Annotated in this window: 19 protein-coding genes; 5 read left to right on the forward strand and 14 right to left on the reverse strand. The window is 57.0% G+C overall.

Going from position 1 to position 14,729, the window contains the following annotated elements:
* Positions 1-8 precede the first annotated feature (8 nt).
* Positions 9-1,376: an argininosuccinate lyase gene (gene argH, locus IE102_RS10375; RefSeq protein ID WP_189486569.1), complete on the reverse strand. Its 1,368-nt coding sequence runs from the start codon at positions 1,374-1,376 to the stop codon at positions 9-11.
* 49 nt (positions 1,377-1,425) lie between these two features.
* Between argH and IE102_RS10380 the strand changes: the two genes are divergently transcribed.
* Entirely contained in the window at positions 1,426-2,145 is a 720-nt protein-coding gene (locus IE102_RS10380) for a TlpA family protein disulfide reductase (RefSeq protein WP_189486414.1), read from the forward strand.
* Positions 2,146-2,478: 333 nt separating this feature from the next.
* On the opposite strand, the gene IE102_RS10385 is transcribed toward IE102_RS10380, so the two are convergent.
* Positions 2,479-3,249, reverse strand: coding sequence for a hypothetical protein (locus IE102_RS10385; RefSeq protein WP_189486415.1), 771 nt, complete (start codon positions 3,247-3,249; stop codon positions 2,479-2,481).
* 125 nt (positions 3,250-3,374) lie between these two features.
* On the opposite strand from IE102_RS10385, the gene IE102_RS10390 reads away from it, so the two are divergent.
* Positions 3,375-4,037 (forward strand): Fe2+-dependent dioxygenase, encoded by a 663-nt coding sequence (locus IE102_RS10390; RefSeq protein WP_189486416.1) that lies wholly within the window; start codon positions 3,375-3,377, stop codon positions 4,035-4,037.
* A 4-nt stretch (positions 4,038-4,041) separates the two neighbouring features.
* Here IE102_RS10390 and IE102_RS10395 read toward each other — a convergent pair whose 3' ends face one another.
* The 6 genes from IE102_RS10395 to IE102_RS10420 all read right to left on the reverse strand — a co-directional run bounded on the left by IE102_RS10395 (position 4,042) and on the right by IE102_RS10420 (position 8,998).
* Positions 4,042-4,539, reverse strand: a complete 498-nt coding sequence (locus IE102_RS10395; protein WP_189486417.1) for a DUF3617 domain-containing protein — start codon at positions 4,537-4,539, stop codon at positions 4,042-4,044.
* A gap of 77 nt (positions 4,540-4,616) precedes the next feature.
* The gene (locus IE102_RS10400) at positions 4,617-5,819 is read right to left on the reverse strand and encodes a DUF418 domain-containing protein (RefSeq protein ID WP_189486418.1); all 1,203 of its coding nucleotides are present in this window, start codon (positions 5,817-5,819) and stop codon (positions 4,617-4,619) included.
* On the reverse strand, positions 5,812-6,267 hold the full coding sequence (locus IE102_RS10405; RefSeq protein ID WP_189486419.1) for a hypothetical protein: 456 nt from the start codon (positions 6,265-6,267) through the stop codon (positions 5,812-5,814). Before IE102_RS10405 ends, IE102_RS10400 begins: the two co-directional genes overlap by 8 nt.
* Positions 6,268-6,281: 14 nt before the next feature.
* Positions 6,282-7,160, reverse strand: coding sequence for a 3-hydroxybutyryl-CoA dehydrogenase (locus IE102_RS10410; protein WP_189486420.1), 879 nt, complete (start codon positions 7,158-7,160; stop codon positions 6,282-6,284).
* Positions 7,161-7,314: 154 nt separating this feature from the next.
* On the reverse strand, positions 7,315-8,250 hold the full coding sequence (locus IE102_RS10415) for an electron transfer flavoprotein subunit alpha/FixB family protein (RefSeq protein ID WP_189486421.1): 936 nt from the start codon (positions 8,248-8,250) through the stop codon (positions 7,315-7,317).
* A 1-nt stretch (position 8,251) separates the two neighbouring features.
* The gene (locus IE102_RS10420) at positions 8,252-8,998 is read right to left on the reverse strand and encodes an electron transfer flavoprotein subunit beta/FixA family protein (RefSeq protein ID WP_189486422.1); all 747 of its coding nucleotides are present in this window, start codon (positions 8,996-8,998) and stop codon (positions 8,252-8,254) included.
* Positions 8,999-9,268: 270 nt separating this feature from the next.
* On the opposite strand from IE102_RS10420, the gene IE102_RS10425 reads away from it, so the two are divergent.
* Positions 9,269-9,583 (forward strand): hypothetical protein, encoded by a 315-nt coding sequence (locus IE102_RS10425; protein WP_189486423.1) that lies wholly within the window; start codon positions 9,269-9,271, stop codon positions 9,581-9,583.
* Here IE102_RS10425 and IE102_RS10430 read toward each other — a convergent pair whose 3' ends face one another.
* Together IE102_RS10430 and IE102_RS10435 are read right to left on the reverse strand one after the other, a co-directional pair.
* Positions 9,584-10,156: a cob(I)yrinic acid a,c-diamide adenosyltransferase gene (locus IE102_RS10430; RefSeq protein ID WP_189486424.1), complete on the reverse strand. Its 573-nt coding sequence runs from the start codon at positions 10,154-10,156 to the stop codon at positions 9,584-9,586.
* Positions 10,149-10,355: a twin transmembrane helix small protein gene (locus tag IE102_RS10435; protein WP_189486425.1), complete on the reverse strand. Its 207-nt coding sequence runs from the start codon at positions 10,353-10,355 to the stop codon at positions 10,149-10,151. Before IE102_RS10435 ends, IE102_RS10430 begins: the two co-directional genes overlap by 8 nt.
* 388 nt (positions 10,356-10,743) lie before the next feature.
* Here IE102_RS10435 and IE102_RS10440 point away from each other — a divergent pair, with 388 nt between their 5' ends.
* Complete coding sequence (locus IE102_RS10440) at positions 10,744-11,355, forward strand: TetR/AcrR family transcriptional regulator (RefSeq protein WP_189486426.1); 612 nt, start codon at positions 10,744-10,746, stop codon at positions 11,353-11,355.
* Between the two features lie 36 nt (positions 11,356-11,391).
* Here the strand turns inward: IE102_RS10440 and IE102_RS10445 are convergent, their stop codons facing one another.
* Both IE102_RS10445 and IE102_RS10450 read right to left on the reverse strand, forming a co-directional pair.
* Entirely contained in the window at positions 11,392-12,081 is a 690-nt protein-coding gene (locus tag IE102_RS10445; protein ID WP_189486427.1) for a TorF family putative porin, read from the reverse strand.
* Positions 12,082-12,091: 10 nt separating this feature from the next.
* Positions 12,092-13,036, reverse strand: a complete 945-nt coding sequence (locus IE102_RS10450; RefSeq protein WP_189486428.1) for an NAD(P)H-dependent flavin oxidoreductase — start codon at positions 13,034-13,036, stop codon at positions 12,092-12,094.
* A gap of 245 nt (positions 13,037-13,281) precedes the next feature.
* Here IE102_RS10450 and queF point away from each other — a divergent pair, with 245 nt between their 5' ends.
* On the forward strand, positions 13,282-13,743 hold the full coding sequence (gene queF, locus IE102_RS10455) for a preQ(1) synthase (RefSeq protein WP_189486429.1): 462 nt from the start codon (positions 13,282-13,284) through the stop codon (positions 13,741-13,743).
* A gap of 54 nt (positions 13,744-13,797) precedes the next feature.
* Here queF and IE102_RS18090 read toward each other — a convergent pair whose 3' ends face one another.
* Both IE102_RS18090 and IE102_RS10460 read right to left on the reverse strand, forming a co-directional pair.
* Complete coding sequence (locus IE102_RS18090) at positions 13,798-14,022, reverse strand: DUF6980 family protein (protein WP_373295601.1); 225 nt, start codon at positions 14,020-14,022, stop codon at positions 13,798-13,800.
* A gap of 36 nt (positions 14,023-14,058) precedes the next feature.
* A complete protein-coding gene (locus tag IE102_RS10460) occupies positions 14,059-14,682 on the reverse strand; it encodes a nitroreductase family protein (RefSeq protein WP_189486430.1) in 624 nt (207 codons plus the stop codon).
* Between the last annotated feature and the right edge of the window lie 47 nt (positions 14,683-14,729).

The raw sequence follows: 14,729 nt of genomic DNA on the forward strand, positions 1-14,729 counted from the left end.
AATCCCTTTTAGCTTAAGCGCTGTTTGTGGCGCTCGATTTGCAAACGCACCTGATCCGGCGCCGTGCCGCCATAGCTTTGGCGTGAGGCACAAGACGCTTCGGGGGTCAAAACCTTATACACATCATCGGTAATGCCCGCTTCAAGTTTTTGCAGGTCATTGAGGCTTAATTGCGCCAGATCAATGTCGCGGCTTTCGGCAAGCTTTACCGCGGCCCCCGTCACATGGTGAGCATCGCGGAACGGCATGTTGAGATTGCGCACCAGCCAGTCGGCAAGGTCGGTGGCGGTCGAAAACCCGCCGGAGGCTGCCGCCTTCATGCGGGCCGTGTTGGCGGTCAGGTCGCGCACCATGCCGGTCATGGCCGCCAGTGCTAGATCAAGCGAATCAAACGCTTCGAATACCGGCGGTTTATCTTCCTGCATGTCCTTGGAATAGGCCAGCGGCAGGCCTTTCATGACCGTGGTCAGTGCCACCAAGGCCCCGGTGATCCGCCCGGTCTTGGCGCGCACCAGTTCGGCGGCGTCGGGGTTGCGCTTTTGCGGCATGATCGATGAGCCGGTCGAAAAGGCATCGGACAGTTTCACAAACCCGAACTGCGGGGTCGTCCAGATGACAATTTCTTCGGCCAAACGTGACAGGTGACCGGCGCAAATGCTGGCGTGGCTTAGAGATTCGAGCGCGAAATCACGGGCGGAGACGCCGTCAAGACTATTGCCCATCGGCCGATCAAAACCAAGTGCTGCGGACGTGGCAAACCTGTCGATATTGAACGGTGATCCGGCCAAAGCCGCCGAGCCCAGCGGATTTTCGTTCATACGCACGCGGGCATCGGCAAAGCGTGACGTATCGCGGCTGAACATTTCGACATAGGCCATCAGGTGGTGGCCAAAGGTCACCGGCTGGGCGGGTTGAAGGTGGGTGAACCCAGGCATCAGGGCGTCGGCATATTCCTCAGCGCGCTCCAGCAAGGCCTGTTGCAGATCGGTCAATTGCACGATCGTCTGATCGACCTGAGCGCGCACCCACAGACGAAAATCGGTCGCGACCTGATCGTTGCGCGAGCGGGCGGTATGCAGACGCCCGGCGGTAGCACCTATCAGTTCACGCAGGCGCGCCTCGACATTCATGTGAATGTCCTCATATTCCGCGCGGAAGGGGAATACACCTGATTGAATCTCTTCGGCAATTGTCGCCAAACCGGTATCAATCTGTTGGGCATCCTCAGAACTTATGATACCTTGCTGGCTTAACATGGCGGCGTGGGCGCGTGAGCCCGCAATGTCCTGAGCCCACAGGCGCTTGTCGACCTCAATGGAGACATTGATGGCCTGCATGATCTGATCGGGCTTGGCATTGAAGCGACCGCCCCACATTTTCTGGCCTTCCGGGGCCGCAGGCTTTTGGGTGTCGGATTGATCGGTCATGGGTGAAGTTCCGGACGAAAACAACGGTGAGACAAAAACTGAGGAAGCCATAGCGCCCGTTTCCGCTCAGGCCAAGTCCGAACTGGCCGCAAAGTCTAAAATCGTCGAGGGCAAAAAGAATAAGCGCCGTCTGGGCATGGCGCTGGGGCTGGGTGTAGTGGCCGTGCTTGGGGTTGGGTTGTTTAAGGTTATTTCCCTTATTCCCCCTGCCCGTGTAACTGTGGAGCAGACCGCTCAGGGGCCGCTGAAAGCCTATGCGACGGGCACACTGGCTAAATTGATCACCCATGAAACGCCCAAGCCTCTGACCGATATTGAATTTTATGATGGCGACAAAAAGCCGGTTCACGTTAGCGATTTTGCGGGCAAGGTCGTGGTGCTGAACGTCTGGGCGACCTGGTGCGCGCCGTGCCGGGTCGAGATGCCTACTTTGGCCCGTTTGCAGGGGATGTATCCGGTCGAGCAGATGAAAGTGCTGCCGCTGAGTGTCGATACCGAAGACAAACTGCCCGATGTCAAAAGCTTTATCGGGGTGCATGAGCCGCTGGGGATCTATAACGATCCGCATTTTGCGGCCCCGTCGAACTATGTCATCAACGCCATGCCCACGACCCTGATTATCGACAAGCAGGGCCGCGAAGTCGCCCGCCTTGAAGGCGAAGCGCACTGGGATAAGCCGGAAGTGAAGGCACTGCTCGACAAACTCCTAACCCAGTAAAATCGCGGATATTTTAGTTGCGCTACCGCCGCTCGGGCGGCCCCGTTCACTGCTTGAGCGCCGGGGCCAACTAATACGCAGTCTGCGCTTGCAGGGACTCAATGTACCTGCGGCGCTTGGCGGCTATTATTTGTCTCAAATCTCACGATTTTACAGACGGTGGGGTCTAAGTTTTGTGCGCTCATAAGTTGCCCTTTTAGATATTAAAAAGGGCGGCGATCGGGGATAGATCGCCGCCCTTATATGTCTGCGCGCTACCGGGTTCAGGTTATCCGGGCCGCACCGTGACTGAGGACCACGGCGGAGCTTATGCGCAGATCAATGCCGACCTGATTACAGCGAGTTGATAGCCAGCTCGATACGGCTGACCGAGGAAACGACCTTGGATTTGTCGACGATCTTGGCGGCCTCTTCCGGGGCCAGCGTCGTTGGCCAGTAGGCGGCCAGGGCATCGACATCGGCCTTGATGGGGGCCAGTGACTTTTCACGGGCGACCAGATCCTTCAGCGACAAGGCGGCACCTTGTGAGTGCAGATATTCGGTCGGATCGATGATGCCTTCTTTCAGGACTTCGGCGTACAAACCTTGCGTCAGTTCGGCCATGCCAATGGCGGTGTCCTTGGCCACGCCGGGGTTCTTGGCGTAGGCGGCGTCGATGGCGGCAATCGCGGCCTTGATGTCGGCCTCAGAGCCGGTTTCCGCAGCCTTGCGCACCGTGGCGATATCGAGACCGGCGGCGGCCAGTTTCGGCTCCTGCGGATCGAGCGCTTCCGACAGGCCCTGACCGATAACAATGGCCGCCCCTTCGGTGCCGTCAGCCGATTTGGCAACCTTTTGACCGACCAGCAAAAAGCCCTTGATGTGCTGCAAACGCAGGGTCAAACGGCTCGATTCCGGGATCGACGAATAGGCCAGAACCGCGCCGCCTTCACCGGCTTCGCCACCGGCGACAACAGCGGTATTGGCCGCATCCGCACTGGCGGCGGCGTCTTCGGTTGTGGTGGCCGTGCCGTCCTTTGGCTTTTCACCGCAGGCGCTAAGCGCCCCAAGCATCATCAGGCCGCCGGCCGCGCCGGTCCACAGTTTAGGTTTGAACTCGATCATCTAAAATCACCCGAAATAAGTTGACGCCGTATATCAATGTGGTGTGGTCTGTACCGCACTCCCCTTGAGTTTGCAAGTGGTTCGCAATATTAGTTTTTGGCTTACGACGTAATTTAAGGTCTGACATGCTGCTGATCAATCGCGTTCTGGATGATGAAGACCTTAAGCGCGTGACGGCCCTGTTTGATGAGATGCGGCTGACCGACGGCAAGCAGACCGCCGGGGCGGCCGCGCGCAAGGTCAAGTCCAACCAGCAGGCCGACTGGCGTGACCCCAAGGCGATTGCCTTGCGCGGGTTCTTGAGAAAAGCGATGGAGCGGCACCCGCTGTTTATGTCCTATGTTCGTCCGGCCAAGTGGTCGCGGCTGCTGCTGAGCCGTTATGGTATTGGCAATGCTTACGGCCTGCACACTGACGATGCCATGATGAAGGATGAAACCGGCGGGCACTTGCGGACCGATTTGTCGTTTACGCTGTTTCTGTCGCCGCGTGACGCTTACGAAGGTGGCGCGCTGTCGCTGGAAAGCGTCGAAGGGGTGCGCGATGTCCGCCTTGAAGCGGGAGATATGATTGTCTATCGCACGGGTCTGTTGCATCAGGTCACGCCGGTGACCGAGGGAGAGCGGCGCGCCTGCGTCGGCTGGGTGCAGAGCCAGATCCGGCGTGATGATCAGCGCGAAGTGTTATTTGATCTCGATCAGGTGCGCGCCAGCCTGCCCGAAAGCGCGCAAAAGCTGATGGTTGATAAGTCGGTCGGCAATCTGCTGCGCATGTGGGCCGAGGTGTAGCGGTTTATCTAGTGCAGGCGCCCAGCCGCGTGAACTCATGACGGATAGCGGTTTGGGACCCGCCGCCGGTAATGCCGGGCAGGGTGGCAGTCACTGTGAAGATGTCGGCATTGGGCTGTTTTTCGATCACATAGGGAATGTCGGCGGCAGGGCTTGTAATACCCAGTTGTGCAATTTCCATCGGCGGGCATTTGGCCACCAGACGTGCGGTAGAGGGTGTGTCCATCTTGATTTCCATCGGACAGGCCAGATCGCTCTGGGGGCCGGTCGTGCCTTCGGTCAGCATCTGCGCAATGTCCTGAGCGCTGACGCAGCCGGTGTCATTGGTCGGCTTCATGAACGGCAACTGCGGTGTCGAGCTTGAGGTATGCTGCCATAGGCCGGGCTTGATCTGATCAAATATTTTAAGCTGGCTGAAATCGAACTGATAGGCGGCAAAGGCGGCGACCGGTAAGGCCAGGGCGACTGTGGCGGTTGCGGCGATGAGGCGTAATTTTGTCATCAGAAATTCCCATATGTCGGCGCGACCCTAACCGGCTGGGTATAAAAATACTGTAAGATTGTGACGTTCAGGTGGGGCTATTTCAGGATCGGCATCAGGCTTTGATGGCTTAGAGAGCGCCAGCCCCACTCAAACGGGCCATAGCAGAAGATGCGCATCCACACACTGCTGAATATAAGTTGCCCAATCCAGATGGCCACCACAATCGGCACAAGGCCCGCATTGCCCACTGTGCCGTATAGCCCAAGGCCCCAACTTTCCGGGGCGCGACCACCATAAAATATCACCGTCATGATCAGCGATTGCAGCAGATAATTGGTGAAGGCCATGCGACCGGCATCGCGCAAGGGCGACAGCAGCTTTAAACCGATATCGGTTTTGGCGATCAGGATCAGTGCCGATACATAGCCCAGACTGACGATGATCGACAGATATTCATTGGCGACGGCATAAAGCCCCATAATCCGAACGGCGGGAAAGCCTTCGTCGATTATCACGGCGGCCTGCCAGCCGATCAGGGCAAGGCTGACCCCGGCTAGGGCGATGACCGTAACATAGGTTGCCGTCCGGCTCTCACCCCTGAAAAAGCCGGATTTAAACAGGCCAAGACCCATCATCATCAGCCCGACTGTCACCGGCAGGTAGAACAGGATTTCATTGACGATGCTTTGCGACCACATGGCGAAATTACCGCTCAGGGAGCCTGTAAAGCCTGAACGCATCTGATCAATAATCGGATTCAACAGATTGGGCAGGGGCGCGGACGGTTCAGGTATAACCCCGATACCGTCATTAATTGCGGGCCACAGGATGATGCCATTGCCGACCAGATAAAGCACGCTGCCCGCCACCAGTAGCGGCTTGGCTCCAAGGTTACGCCAGCTAAAAAACACGAAACCGCATATGGCATAGAGCAGCAAAATATCCCCGTACCAGATCAGCGCGCCGTGGATCAGGCCAAAGATGACCATCCATCCCAGCCGTCTGCCGATCACCCGCCCGGTCAATGGCAGGCCGTCCGGTTCTGACGCGCTGATCAGATAGAGGCTGACCCCTAACAGCATCGAGAAGATCGTGATGAACTTGCCGGTAAAAAAGACCTCATCGACCCACCACACGGCGATGTCGGCGGACGTCATACCCAGCGGCGACACCGCCGGATTGATGTAGACATGCATCGGCATGGCAAAGGCGACCGCATTAACAAACAATATGCCCAGAATGCTCAGGCCCCGCACGATATCGAGATAGACAATACGGCGGGCGTCAGCGTCAGGCATGGGGAACCGCGGTATCGGGCGGGCTGCGTTTGAGGGCAATCTGTTGCAGGATGATGGATGCCGGAATGGCCAGCACCAGTTGCGCCACCACCATCAGCAGGCTGAACCCGGCAAACGGAATAAGGTTATGCGATGTGGCGGGCACCTTATGATGCAGCAGAAATTGTCCGAACGCCAAGGCACTGCCCAGCAGGCCGATCAGCCCTGCGCAGGTCAGCCCCATCATTACGGCCTTGAGGCGCGATTTTGGTACCTTGAGCGACCACAGGGCCAGGGCCCCGACCATCCAGAAGAACCCAAGACCGATCTGCCTTTGGGTTTCAACCACAGCATCGGCCCCCTGCGGGGCCAGCAGCCGCGCGAAAAACCACACACAGCCGTGCAACACCATCGCCCCGATCAGGCTGGTGACCATCCATGGAAAGACTGGCTGTCTAAGCTGAAGCACGCAGGGCTCTTGTCTTAACGGGTCGGGATCGGCTTTTCGCCGCGATAGTCGTAAAAGCCGCGTCCGGTTTTGCGCCCCAGCCAGCCGGCTTCGACATATTTCACCAGCAGCGGGCAGGGCCGGTATTTCGAGTCAGCCAGACCGTCATGCAGCATTTCCATGATCGCCAACACGGTATCAAGCCCGATGAAATCGCCAAGCTCCAGCGGCCCCATCGGGTGATTGGCCCCCAGTTTCAAGGCCGTGTCGATAGCTTCGACCGTACCAACGCCTTCGTACAGGGTATAGATCGCCTCATTGATCATCGGGATCAGGACGCGGTTGACGATAAAGGCCGGATAATCCTCACTATTGGCGGTGATCTTGCCTAAGCTTTGCGCGAATTCGACGGCGGCCTGATAGGTTTCGGGGTCAGTGGCGATGCCGCGGATAATCTCGACCAGCTTCATCACCGGCACGGGATTCATAAAGTGCAGGCCGATGAACTTGCCCGGACGATCGGACGCGGCCGCAAGGCGGGTGATCGAAATGGACGAGGTGTTTGAGGCCAGAATGGCGTCAGGTTTTAAGTGCTCACTGACCGATTTGAAGATGGCTTTTTTGATCTCTTCATTTTCGGTGGCGGCTTCGATGACCAGATCGCAGTCTTTCAGATCGTGGGCGGACGCGGCCGGTTGCAGGCGGCCCATGCTGGCCTTGGCGTCGTCCGGCGTGATGACCTCTTTTTCGATCAGGCGGTTGAAGCCCTTATTGATCTTTTCAAGGGCAGCGTGGACGGCGTCGATCTTTTGATCATGCAGGAGCACAGTGTAACCCGCCTGAGCGCAAACCTGAGCGATACCTGCCCCCATCTGACCCGCGCCGATAATGCCCACTGACTTGATATTCATCATCACCATTACACCTGCTACAAAACTGTATCTGTAAGACTATAGGGCCTGACTGCACAATCAAGCCCTGACATCAAAAGAGACATAAAAGAAAATCCCCCAGAGCCAGCTTAAGGGCGGACTCTGAGGGATTTGCAATTTTATAGATGCCTGTCCCTTAACCGAGGGCAGCCATCAGGGCCGGAACGGCGGTTTTATAGTCCTCAACCAGACCGTAATCCGCGATCTGGAAGATCGGCGCTTCGGGGTCTTTGTTGATGGCGACGATGACCTTGGAATCCTTCATACCCGCCAGATGCTGAATGGCACCCGATATCCCGACCGCGATATAAAGGGCCGGGGCCACGACCTTACCCGTTTGGCCGACCTGATAGTCGTTGGGTGCATAACCGGCATCGACGGCGGCGCGGGACGCACCGACGGCGGCGCCCAACTTATCGGCCAAGGGCTCGATCACCGCATGGAATTCTTCGGCAGAACCGAGTGCTCGCCCGCCGGAGACAACGACCTTAGCGGCGCCCAGTTCGGGGCGGTCGGAGGTGACTTTTTCTTCGCCGACAAAGCGCGTACCCGCAAAATCTGCCGGGATTGAGGCCGCTTCAACCGCCGCCGAACCGCCATCAGCGGCCGTAGCCGCAAAGGTGGTCGGGCGCACGGTCAGAACGACCTTGGCGTCGGAGGTCTGTACCGTCTCCAGCGCATTGCCCGCATAGATCGGGCGCACGAAGGTCTTGGCATCGATCACTTCGATAACGTCGGAAATGATGGACACGTCCAGAAGGGCGGCAATACGCGGGGCGAAGTTCTTACCTGACGCGGAGGCCGGTATGGCGACGGCGTCATAACCGGCGGCCAGGCCTGCAATCAGTGCGGCAACATCTTCGGCGATATCGGCATTGAGACCGGCGCTCTCGGCCGTCAGCACTTTGCGCACACCAGCAGCTTTGGCGGCCTGACCGGCGACGGTAGCGGAACCCGCACCATAAACCAGCACGTCGATATCGGGCGACAGGGCCTTGGCCGCCGTCAAAACCTTAAGCGTGGAGTCGCGCAAATGTGTGCCGTCATGATCGGCAATAACTAAAACAGCCATATTACAGCACTCCCGCAGTTTTCAGATTGGCGACCAGAGCATTGGCATCAGCGACCTTGATACCCGCCGACCGCTTGGGCGGCTCGGTCACTTTCAGCACATTAAGACGCGGGGCGACATCGACGCCGTAATCAGCGACCTGTTTCGTATCGAGCGGCTTTTTCTTGGCCTTCATGATGTTAGGCAAAGAGGCATAACGCGGCTCATTGAGGCGCAAATCGGTGGTGATCACGGCGGGCAGCTTCACGCCAAGCGTTTGCAGGCCGCCGTCGACTTCGCGGGTGACTTTAGCTTCATCGCCGTCGATAACCACCTTTGAGGCAAAGGTCGCCTGCGGCCAGCCGAGCAGCGTCGACAACATCTGGCCGGTGGCGTTGTTGTCGCCGTCGATAGCCTGCTTGCCCATCAGGACGATGCCCGGGTTTTCTTCGGCAATCACGGCCTTAAGTAACTTAGCAATGCCGAGCGGTTCGATATCCTGATCAGTCTGGATCAGTAGACCGCGATCAGCGCCCATGGCCAGAGCCGTGCGCAGGATGGCCTCGCACTGGGCGACACCAATGGAGACGGCGACGATTTCGGTGGCAATGCCGGCTTCCTTGAGGCGCACAGCCTCTTCGACGGCGATTTCGTCAAACGGGTTCATCGACATCTTGACATTGGCCAGATCGACACCAGTCTGATCGGCCTTGACGCGTACCTTGACGTTGTAATCTATGACCCGCTTCACGGGGACCAGAATTTTCATCAGTCTCTCACCTTAAGACATGAAGCCTTTGCGGTGGCCGTAAAATTGACATACCGCAGCGGCAATAGGCTTATTGTTTCAAACGTATCTTAAGAGTCTAAACCCTCAAGATTTGGCCGAGATAAGTGACGAGCCTGCTTGCCAAAGTCAATCAAAGAGATGCATAACAACCGGAAATTCAGGGCATTTCACAAGAATTTGCAGTGCCCTAAAGTCAATTTGCACCGGCTTTGACGCTATTAGCACCGCCGTTTTATTGGGGAACCCCTCATGAGCCTCATCATGCGCGTCAAGATTGCCGCCCTGATCGTTTTCGTATTCGCCACCGGCGGTGTATGGGTCTACACGGCCCTGTATGAGATGCCGCGCAAAAAATGCGAAGCGGCGGGGGCCTGGTGGTCGAACCAGTACCGTATCTGCCGTGCGCCAGTCTATCTGCCGACGATTACCGGCAGAGCGGCGGGTGAGGGCCGGGAAATTCACTGGCCGACCGAACAGGCCCCGACGACTGCCAATACCGCACCGGGTGCCAAGGCCCCGGAAGTGAAGGCCCCTGACGTTAAGGCAGACGCACCGGCTTCCTGATTAAGTCGACGGCACCCAAAGGACATCATCCGCGCCCTTATTGTTGGCGTAGCGGGCCAGCACGAACAGCAGGTCCGACAGCCGGTTGAGATATTTCAGCGCTTCGGGATTTACGACTTCATCCGGCGTATGCATCAGCGCCACCAGATCGCTTTCGGCACGGCGGGCGATGGTGCGCGCCAAATGCAGGTGCGCACTCAAAGGATTTCCGGCGGGCAGGATAAATGAATTCAGCGGCGACAGTTCGGCGTTATAGCAGTCAATCTCGGCCTCAAGGGCAGTGACCTGCGCGGCCTTGATACGGATCGGCGTCCATGATTTCGGCTGGCCGTCTTCGGGCACCGCCAGATCGGCGCCTAGATCAAACAGGTCGTTCTGAACCCTGGCTAGTACTGGATCAAAATCGGGAGACGCTGCGACATAAAGCCGCGCCACGCCTATCATGGAATTGGCTTCGTCAATGCTGCCAAAGGCGCGGATGCGGGCATCGCTTTTCAGGCGGCGTGCCCCGTCTGCCAGACCCGTGTCGCCACTATCGCCGGTGCGGGTATAAATCTTGTTGAGTTTAACCACTGTGCGTCGTCCGCCACCACAGTAATACACACAGCAACACGATCGCCACCGCTTGCAGCAGCACGCGCAGACGCATCAGCTTATTGGACCAGCTCTCACGGAACGTGCCGCCCTTGGCCAGGCTGAAAATGCCCAGCCCCAGAACCACGAGTACGCCCAGCATGGCGATCAGTGCCAGATTGGTAAGAAATGCGTTCATAACGGATATCCACGGAAAGCTTGTTAAATCGCGGTCGTTTTCGACCATATAATGGCGGGTGTCGAGGTTTTTTGTGTGCATAAGTGCACACGTCTCAGGTGAAGGCCATGTTGCCGTCACAAAGGCTGGATTAAGTTATTCGCAATTGCAATATGCCGGCGACAGATATGGGCCAGATGCGCGTATATCATATTGTGTCGGGGGATGCGGTCTGATTTTGCCTATTGGATTATAAGCTTCGAGTTCTTATATAGGGCTTGGGAGCAGTGTTCAGGGCAGGTTTACCTAGGGTAAGCCCTGCCTTATTTTTTTAGTAATTCGAGTAAAGAGTAGGCGTATGTACAAGGCGTACGAGTTAAAAGAGAAATTAGCGCGTGAGGAGAGAGTTTTGCCTTTAGGTGCAAGAGCCAGATCCAAGGAGCTGAACCGGCAAAAGATTCTGGCCTCGGCCAAGGCGCTTTTCCGTGATCGTGGCTTTGAGGCGGCGACCCTTCGCGATATAGCCAAAGAAGCCGGTTTGTCGACCGGGGCTTTGTTTGCCAATTTTAGCGACAAAAACGAAATTTTTATCAAGGTCGTCGAAGCTGAATCCGCCGTGGTACTGGAGCGGATGATTGATGCTCATGATCCGGCCCTGCCTCTGGCAGAGCGTCTTCTGAAACAATTGCGCTGCACCTATGAGGCCGCCCACACCGATATGCAGTTAGTCATGTCGGCCTTTGTGATGAATTGGGCGCGCAAAGATCCCGCCTTTAATCAAATTGCCCGCTTAAGCGACCTTGTGCGCCAGACTATGCTGGAAAGCCTGCAATTCGCGCGCGAAAAAGGTGAGTTGCCGACCGCTAGTCCGATTGAGAGTGCGGCTGAAATTCTGGAAGACCTGTGCTTTTCTAACCTGCGGCGCGGGTTTCACGGCGATATCTCCGTCGAGGATTTGATCAGCCGATTGAAACAGCAGATTACCCTGATTATCGCCGGTCTTAAAACGGTGCAGGCATAAAAAAGCGGCCTCTCTGATGAGAGGCCGCTTTTTAGTTTAGAACTTTTGCGTCAGGGTCAGCACCAGACGATCGCCAAAGCGCTTACCGTACTCGTGCTTGTCGGTGTCATAGTAGCGCAGATCAAGGCCGGTTGCCTTGGTCACCGCATAGCTGGCACCCAGATTATAGCCGGTATAGTCGCGCTCAGGGCTGAGGCGGCGAATGCCCACGCCGCCGGACACGGCCCATTTGGCGTTCAGCTTTTGCGATACACTCAGGTCATGCCACCAGGCTTCTTCGGTCGCCCCTGATGAATCCGGCGAATAGATCGCGGTATATTTGACCGTCGTCGACTTATTGAAAGTGCGGCTGATGTCGCTTTGCCATTCATAAAAGTCATCGTCCGTAACCGGACGGGCATTGTTGTTGGTTTTGTACAACAATTGGAGGCTGGCCTTGAAACCGGCGATGTCGCCCTTGGCCCCGGCAAACCACTGAGTCTGGTCGTCCGTGCCATCCGAGCCCTTGACGTTCTTTAGGCGTATGCCCGCAAAGAATGGCTTGTAAGTGGCGGTTACCGCACCGACGACCTGAGCATTGCCTTCAGTTTCGGATATGCCTTTGGTGATGCCTTCGCTGCCGACCTTGATTTCGCCGCCAATGTCGAACGGTCCGACTTCGGTGGCGTTGGCTGCGGTGGCCGCGAGGCCAAACGCGGCGGTGAGGAGAAGTAAAGCTTTACGCATGGGTTGTCCCTTAAATGGTACGCGTACTAAAATCCGCTATGGCGGTGGTGAATTCCCCCTTCAACCGCGCGACCAGTTCGGCCACGGGCAGAATATCAAAAATAGAACCGACCCCCTGACCGGCGGACCAGACGGTCTTCCAGGCCTTGGCCTCTGAGTTGAGCTCGTGGGCCATGTCGATGGTATGGTGCGGGTCTTTGGCGGCGGCCGGATCAAGCCCGTTGGCGATCAGGGACGGCGTGAGAAAATTGGCATTGATGCCAGAAATGGCATCGGTATAGGTGATGTCTTTGGCTGACGTATCGACCAGCATGTCTTTGTAGGCGGCGTCAGCGCGGGCCTCAGTGGTGGCGATAAAGCGCGTGCCCATATAGGCCAGATCCGCCCCGGCCATCAGGGAGGCTGCGACATCGCGGCCCGTTGAGATTGCGCCCGACAGAATGATGGTGCCGCTGAAAAAGCTTTTGATTTCATTGATCAATGCGAACGGATGCTGATTGCCGGCATGACCACCAGCGCCGGCTGCCACCAGAATAAGACCATCGACCCCGGCTTCTGCGGCCTTTTTGGCGTGGCGGGCATTGATGACATCGTGAAACACAACGCCGCCATATGAATGGACGGCGTCGACCACGTCCTTGACCGCCCCTAGTGAGGTGATGACCAGCGGCACCTTGTGATCGACCGTGATCTGAAGATCAGCCATCAGACGGGTGTTAGTATTGTGAACGATCAGGTTCACGCCAAACGCCGCATCATCAGGCGTCAGTGCGGATTTGATCTCGGTCAACCACTGCGCATAACCTTCGGAGGTACGCTGATTAAGCGCCGGAAACGTGCCGATCATGCCGGATTTGCAGGTGGAAATGACCAGTTCAGGGCCCGACACCAGAAACATCGGTGCGGCTATGGCTGGGAAACTCAGGCCTTTTTTCAGACTGGCAGACAGCGGCATCAGGTTACAGCTTTCGCTTTATTCAGTGTAGGGACAATAATCCAAAGGGGTTTCAATAGGTTTAAATTAGGGTTTCGCAAGGGTTAATTTCGCGTGCCAAGCGCATCCCGAAAAGTGTGACGCGGTTTTCGGGAACAGATGCGCGATAAAAACAGCGCAAAGGGCGACAGGGTCTTAAGGTCGCTGCGGCACCCTGTGGTGATTTCGCTTCATTTTTGACCGCTGTGGTATTACAGACGCACACCATGAGCCATTACACAGACAACCTCACCCAACTGGGGGGCGATGCCCGTCCGGTTGATGATCCGAAAGATGCCGTGCTTGAGCGCGTGCCCAATCCGCATCCCGATGTCGATTATGTCGCCCGCTTTACCGCTCCGGAATTCACATCCCTGTGTCCGGTGACGGGCCAGCCGGACTTTGCGCATATTGTCATCGACTATGTGCCGGGCGAGTGGCTGGTGGAATCAAAGTCGCTCAAGCTGTTTCTGACCTCGTTCCGTAATCACGGTGCCTTCCACGAAGACTGCACCATCTATATCGCCAAGCGCCTGAAAGAGCTGCTTGATCCGCGTTGGCTGCGCATCGCCGGGTATTGGTATCCGCGCGGCGGCATCCCGATCGATGTCTTCTGGCAAACGTCCGAAGCCCCCAAGGGCGTCTGGGTGCCGGAGACGGGGGTCCAGAGCTACAGAGGCAGAGGTTAACAAGGGCCGCAGGCCCTTGACCCGTTAGTTTTTAGCCGTGCCTACAAACTCTATTTAGTCGATGTCGTCAGGGTTGAAGTCGCCAATCGGAGGCAACTTGGTTCCACACCAAGGGCAAAAAGATATTTCGATTACGCTGCCACCTCCGTCATGCACGATTAACCCATACCCTCCACGTACCTCGGCCATAAGCGCGTCGGGACATTCATAGCGATTTGGATGAAGGTCGCAAACCTGCTCAAAATCGTCAGCTATGCGCTCGCAGCAATATTTGGTCATGTGCTCGTTTGTACCTTTGATTTCCGGGTGCAGGGTCTAAGACCCTGCCCACCAACTGATGCGCTCGGCGTAGTTGGGGCGGTCGCGCTCCAGCGGGGCCTCGGATGGGGTGCCGAGGAAGATAAAGCCCGCCACCTCTTCGCCGTCCTTCAGGCCCAGGATGTCTTTGGCCTCGGCATCATAAGAATACCAGTCGGTGATCCAGTTGGCCCCATACCCCAAGGCGCCCGCCGCGATCAGGAGGTTCTGGCAGATGGCGGCGGCCGACAGTTGCTGCTCCCACAACGGAATTTTGTGCGGCTGAATGGGGGAGGAAATCACCAGCAGGGCTTCCGGCGGGGTGGACAGTTTCAACAAGGCACCCGCCGCCTGCCGGTCGCCGCGGCTATCTGCGAGGGCTTTTAATTTATCGACCAGATGGCCTTTGGATTCGGGCGTAAAGCGTACAATCCGCCACGGCCCGATCTTGCCGTGGTCGGGCACACGCAGGCCGATGCTGATCAGAAGCTCGATCTCATCTTCTGATGGGGCGGGTAAGCCCAGGGTCGGGGCCGGGGCTGACCTGCGACGCAGCAGGAGTTCCAGAGTTTCCCTTGATTTCATGAGCGGCAACGGCGTGCCAAATTCTATGGGACTTAAATCGAAATCAGGTAAACTCATGCAAATGTCTCTTTAAAATCAAATTGTAACCGACCATAACTATATTA

It is taken from the genome of Asticcacaulis endophyticus (assembly GCF_014652575.1).
GTDB classification, from domain to species: Bacteria; Pseudomonadota; Alphaproteobacteria; order Caulobacterales; family Caulobacteraceae; genus Asticcacaulis; species Asticcacaulis endophyticus.

What these genes read in the sequence shown, in the direction of transcription:
- IE102_RS10385 (WP_189486415.1), bottom strand. Translation starts at nt 3,249, where the DNA reads ATGATCGAGTTCAAACCTAAACTGTGGACCGGCGCGGCCGGCGGCCTG.
- IE102_RS10410 (WP_189486420.1), bottom strand. Translation starts at nt 7,160, where the DNA reads ATGATGAATATCAAGTCAGTGGGCATTATCGGCGCGGGTCAGATGGGG.
- IE102_RS10460 (WP_189486430.1), bottom strand. Translation starts at nt 14,682, where the DNA reads ATGAGTTTACCTGATTTCGATTTAAGTCCCATAGAATTTGGCACGCCG.
- IE102_RS10415 (WP_189486421.1), bottom strand. Translation starts at nt 8,250, where the DNA reads ATGGCTGTTTTAGTTATTGCCGATCATGACGGCACACATTTGCGCGAC.
- IE102_RS10400 (WP_189486418.1), bottom strand. Translation starts at nt 5,819, where the DNA reads ATGCCTGACGCTGACGCCCGCCGTATTGTCTATCTCGATATCGTGCGG.
- argH (WP_189486569.1), bottom strand. Translation starts at nt 1,376, where the DNA reads ATGTGGGGCGGTCGCTTCAATGCCAAGCCCGATCAGATCATGCAGGCC.
- IE102_RS10445 (WP_189486427.1), bottom strand. Translation starts at nt 12,081, where the DNA reads ATGCGTAAAGCTTTACTTCTCCTCACCGCCGCGTTTGGCCTCGCGGCC.
- IE102_RS10420 (WP_189486422.1), bottom strand. Translation starts at nt 8,998, where the DNA reads ATGAAAATTCTGGTCCCCGTGAAGCGGGTCATAGATTACAACGTCAAG.
- IE102_RS10435 (WP_189486425.1), bottom strand. Translation starts at nt 10,355, where the DNA reads ATGAACGCATTTCTTACCAATCTGGCACTGATCGCCATGCTGGGCGTA.
- IE102_RS10390 (WP_189486416.1), top strand. Translation starts at nt 3,375, where the DNA reads ATGCTGCTGATCAATCGCGTTCTGGATGATGAAGACCTTAAGCGCGTG.
- queF (WP_189486429.1), top strand. Translation starts at nt 13,282, where the DNA reads ATGAGCCATTACACAGACAACCTCACCCAACTGGGGGGCGATGCCCGT.
- IE102_RS18090 (WP_373295601.1), bottom strand. Translation starts at nt 14,022, where the DNA reads ATGACCAAATATTGCTGCGAGCGCATAGCTGACGATTTTGAGCAGGTT.
- IE102_RS10380 (WP_189486414.1), top strand. Translation starts at nt 1,426, where the DNA reads ATGGGTGAAGTTCCGGACGAAAACAACGGTGAGACAAAAACTGAGGAA.
- IE102_RS10425 (WP_189486423.1), top strand. Translation starts at nt 9,269, where the DNA reads ATGAGCCTCATCATGCGCGTCAAGATTGCCGCCCTGATCGTTTTCGTA.
- IE102_RS10395 (WP_189486417.1), bottom strand. Translation starts at nt 4,539, where the DNA reads ATGACAAAATTACGCCTCATCGCCGCAACCGCCACAGTCGCCCTGGCC.
- IE102_RS10450 (WP_189486428.1), bottom strand. Translation starts at nt 13,036, where the DNA reads ATGCCGCTGTCTGCCAGTCTGAAAAAAGGCCTGAGTTTCCCAGCCATA.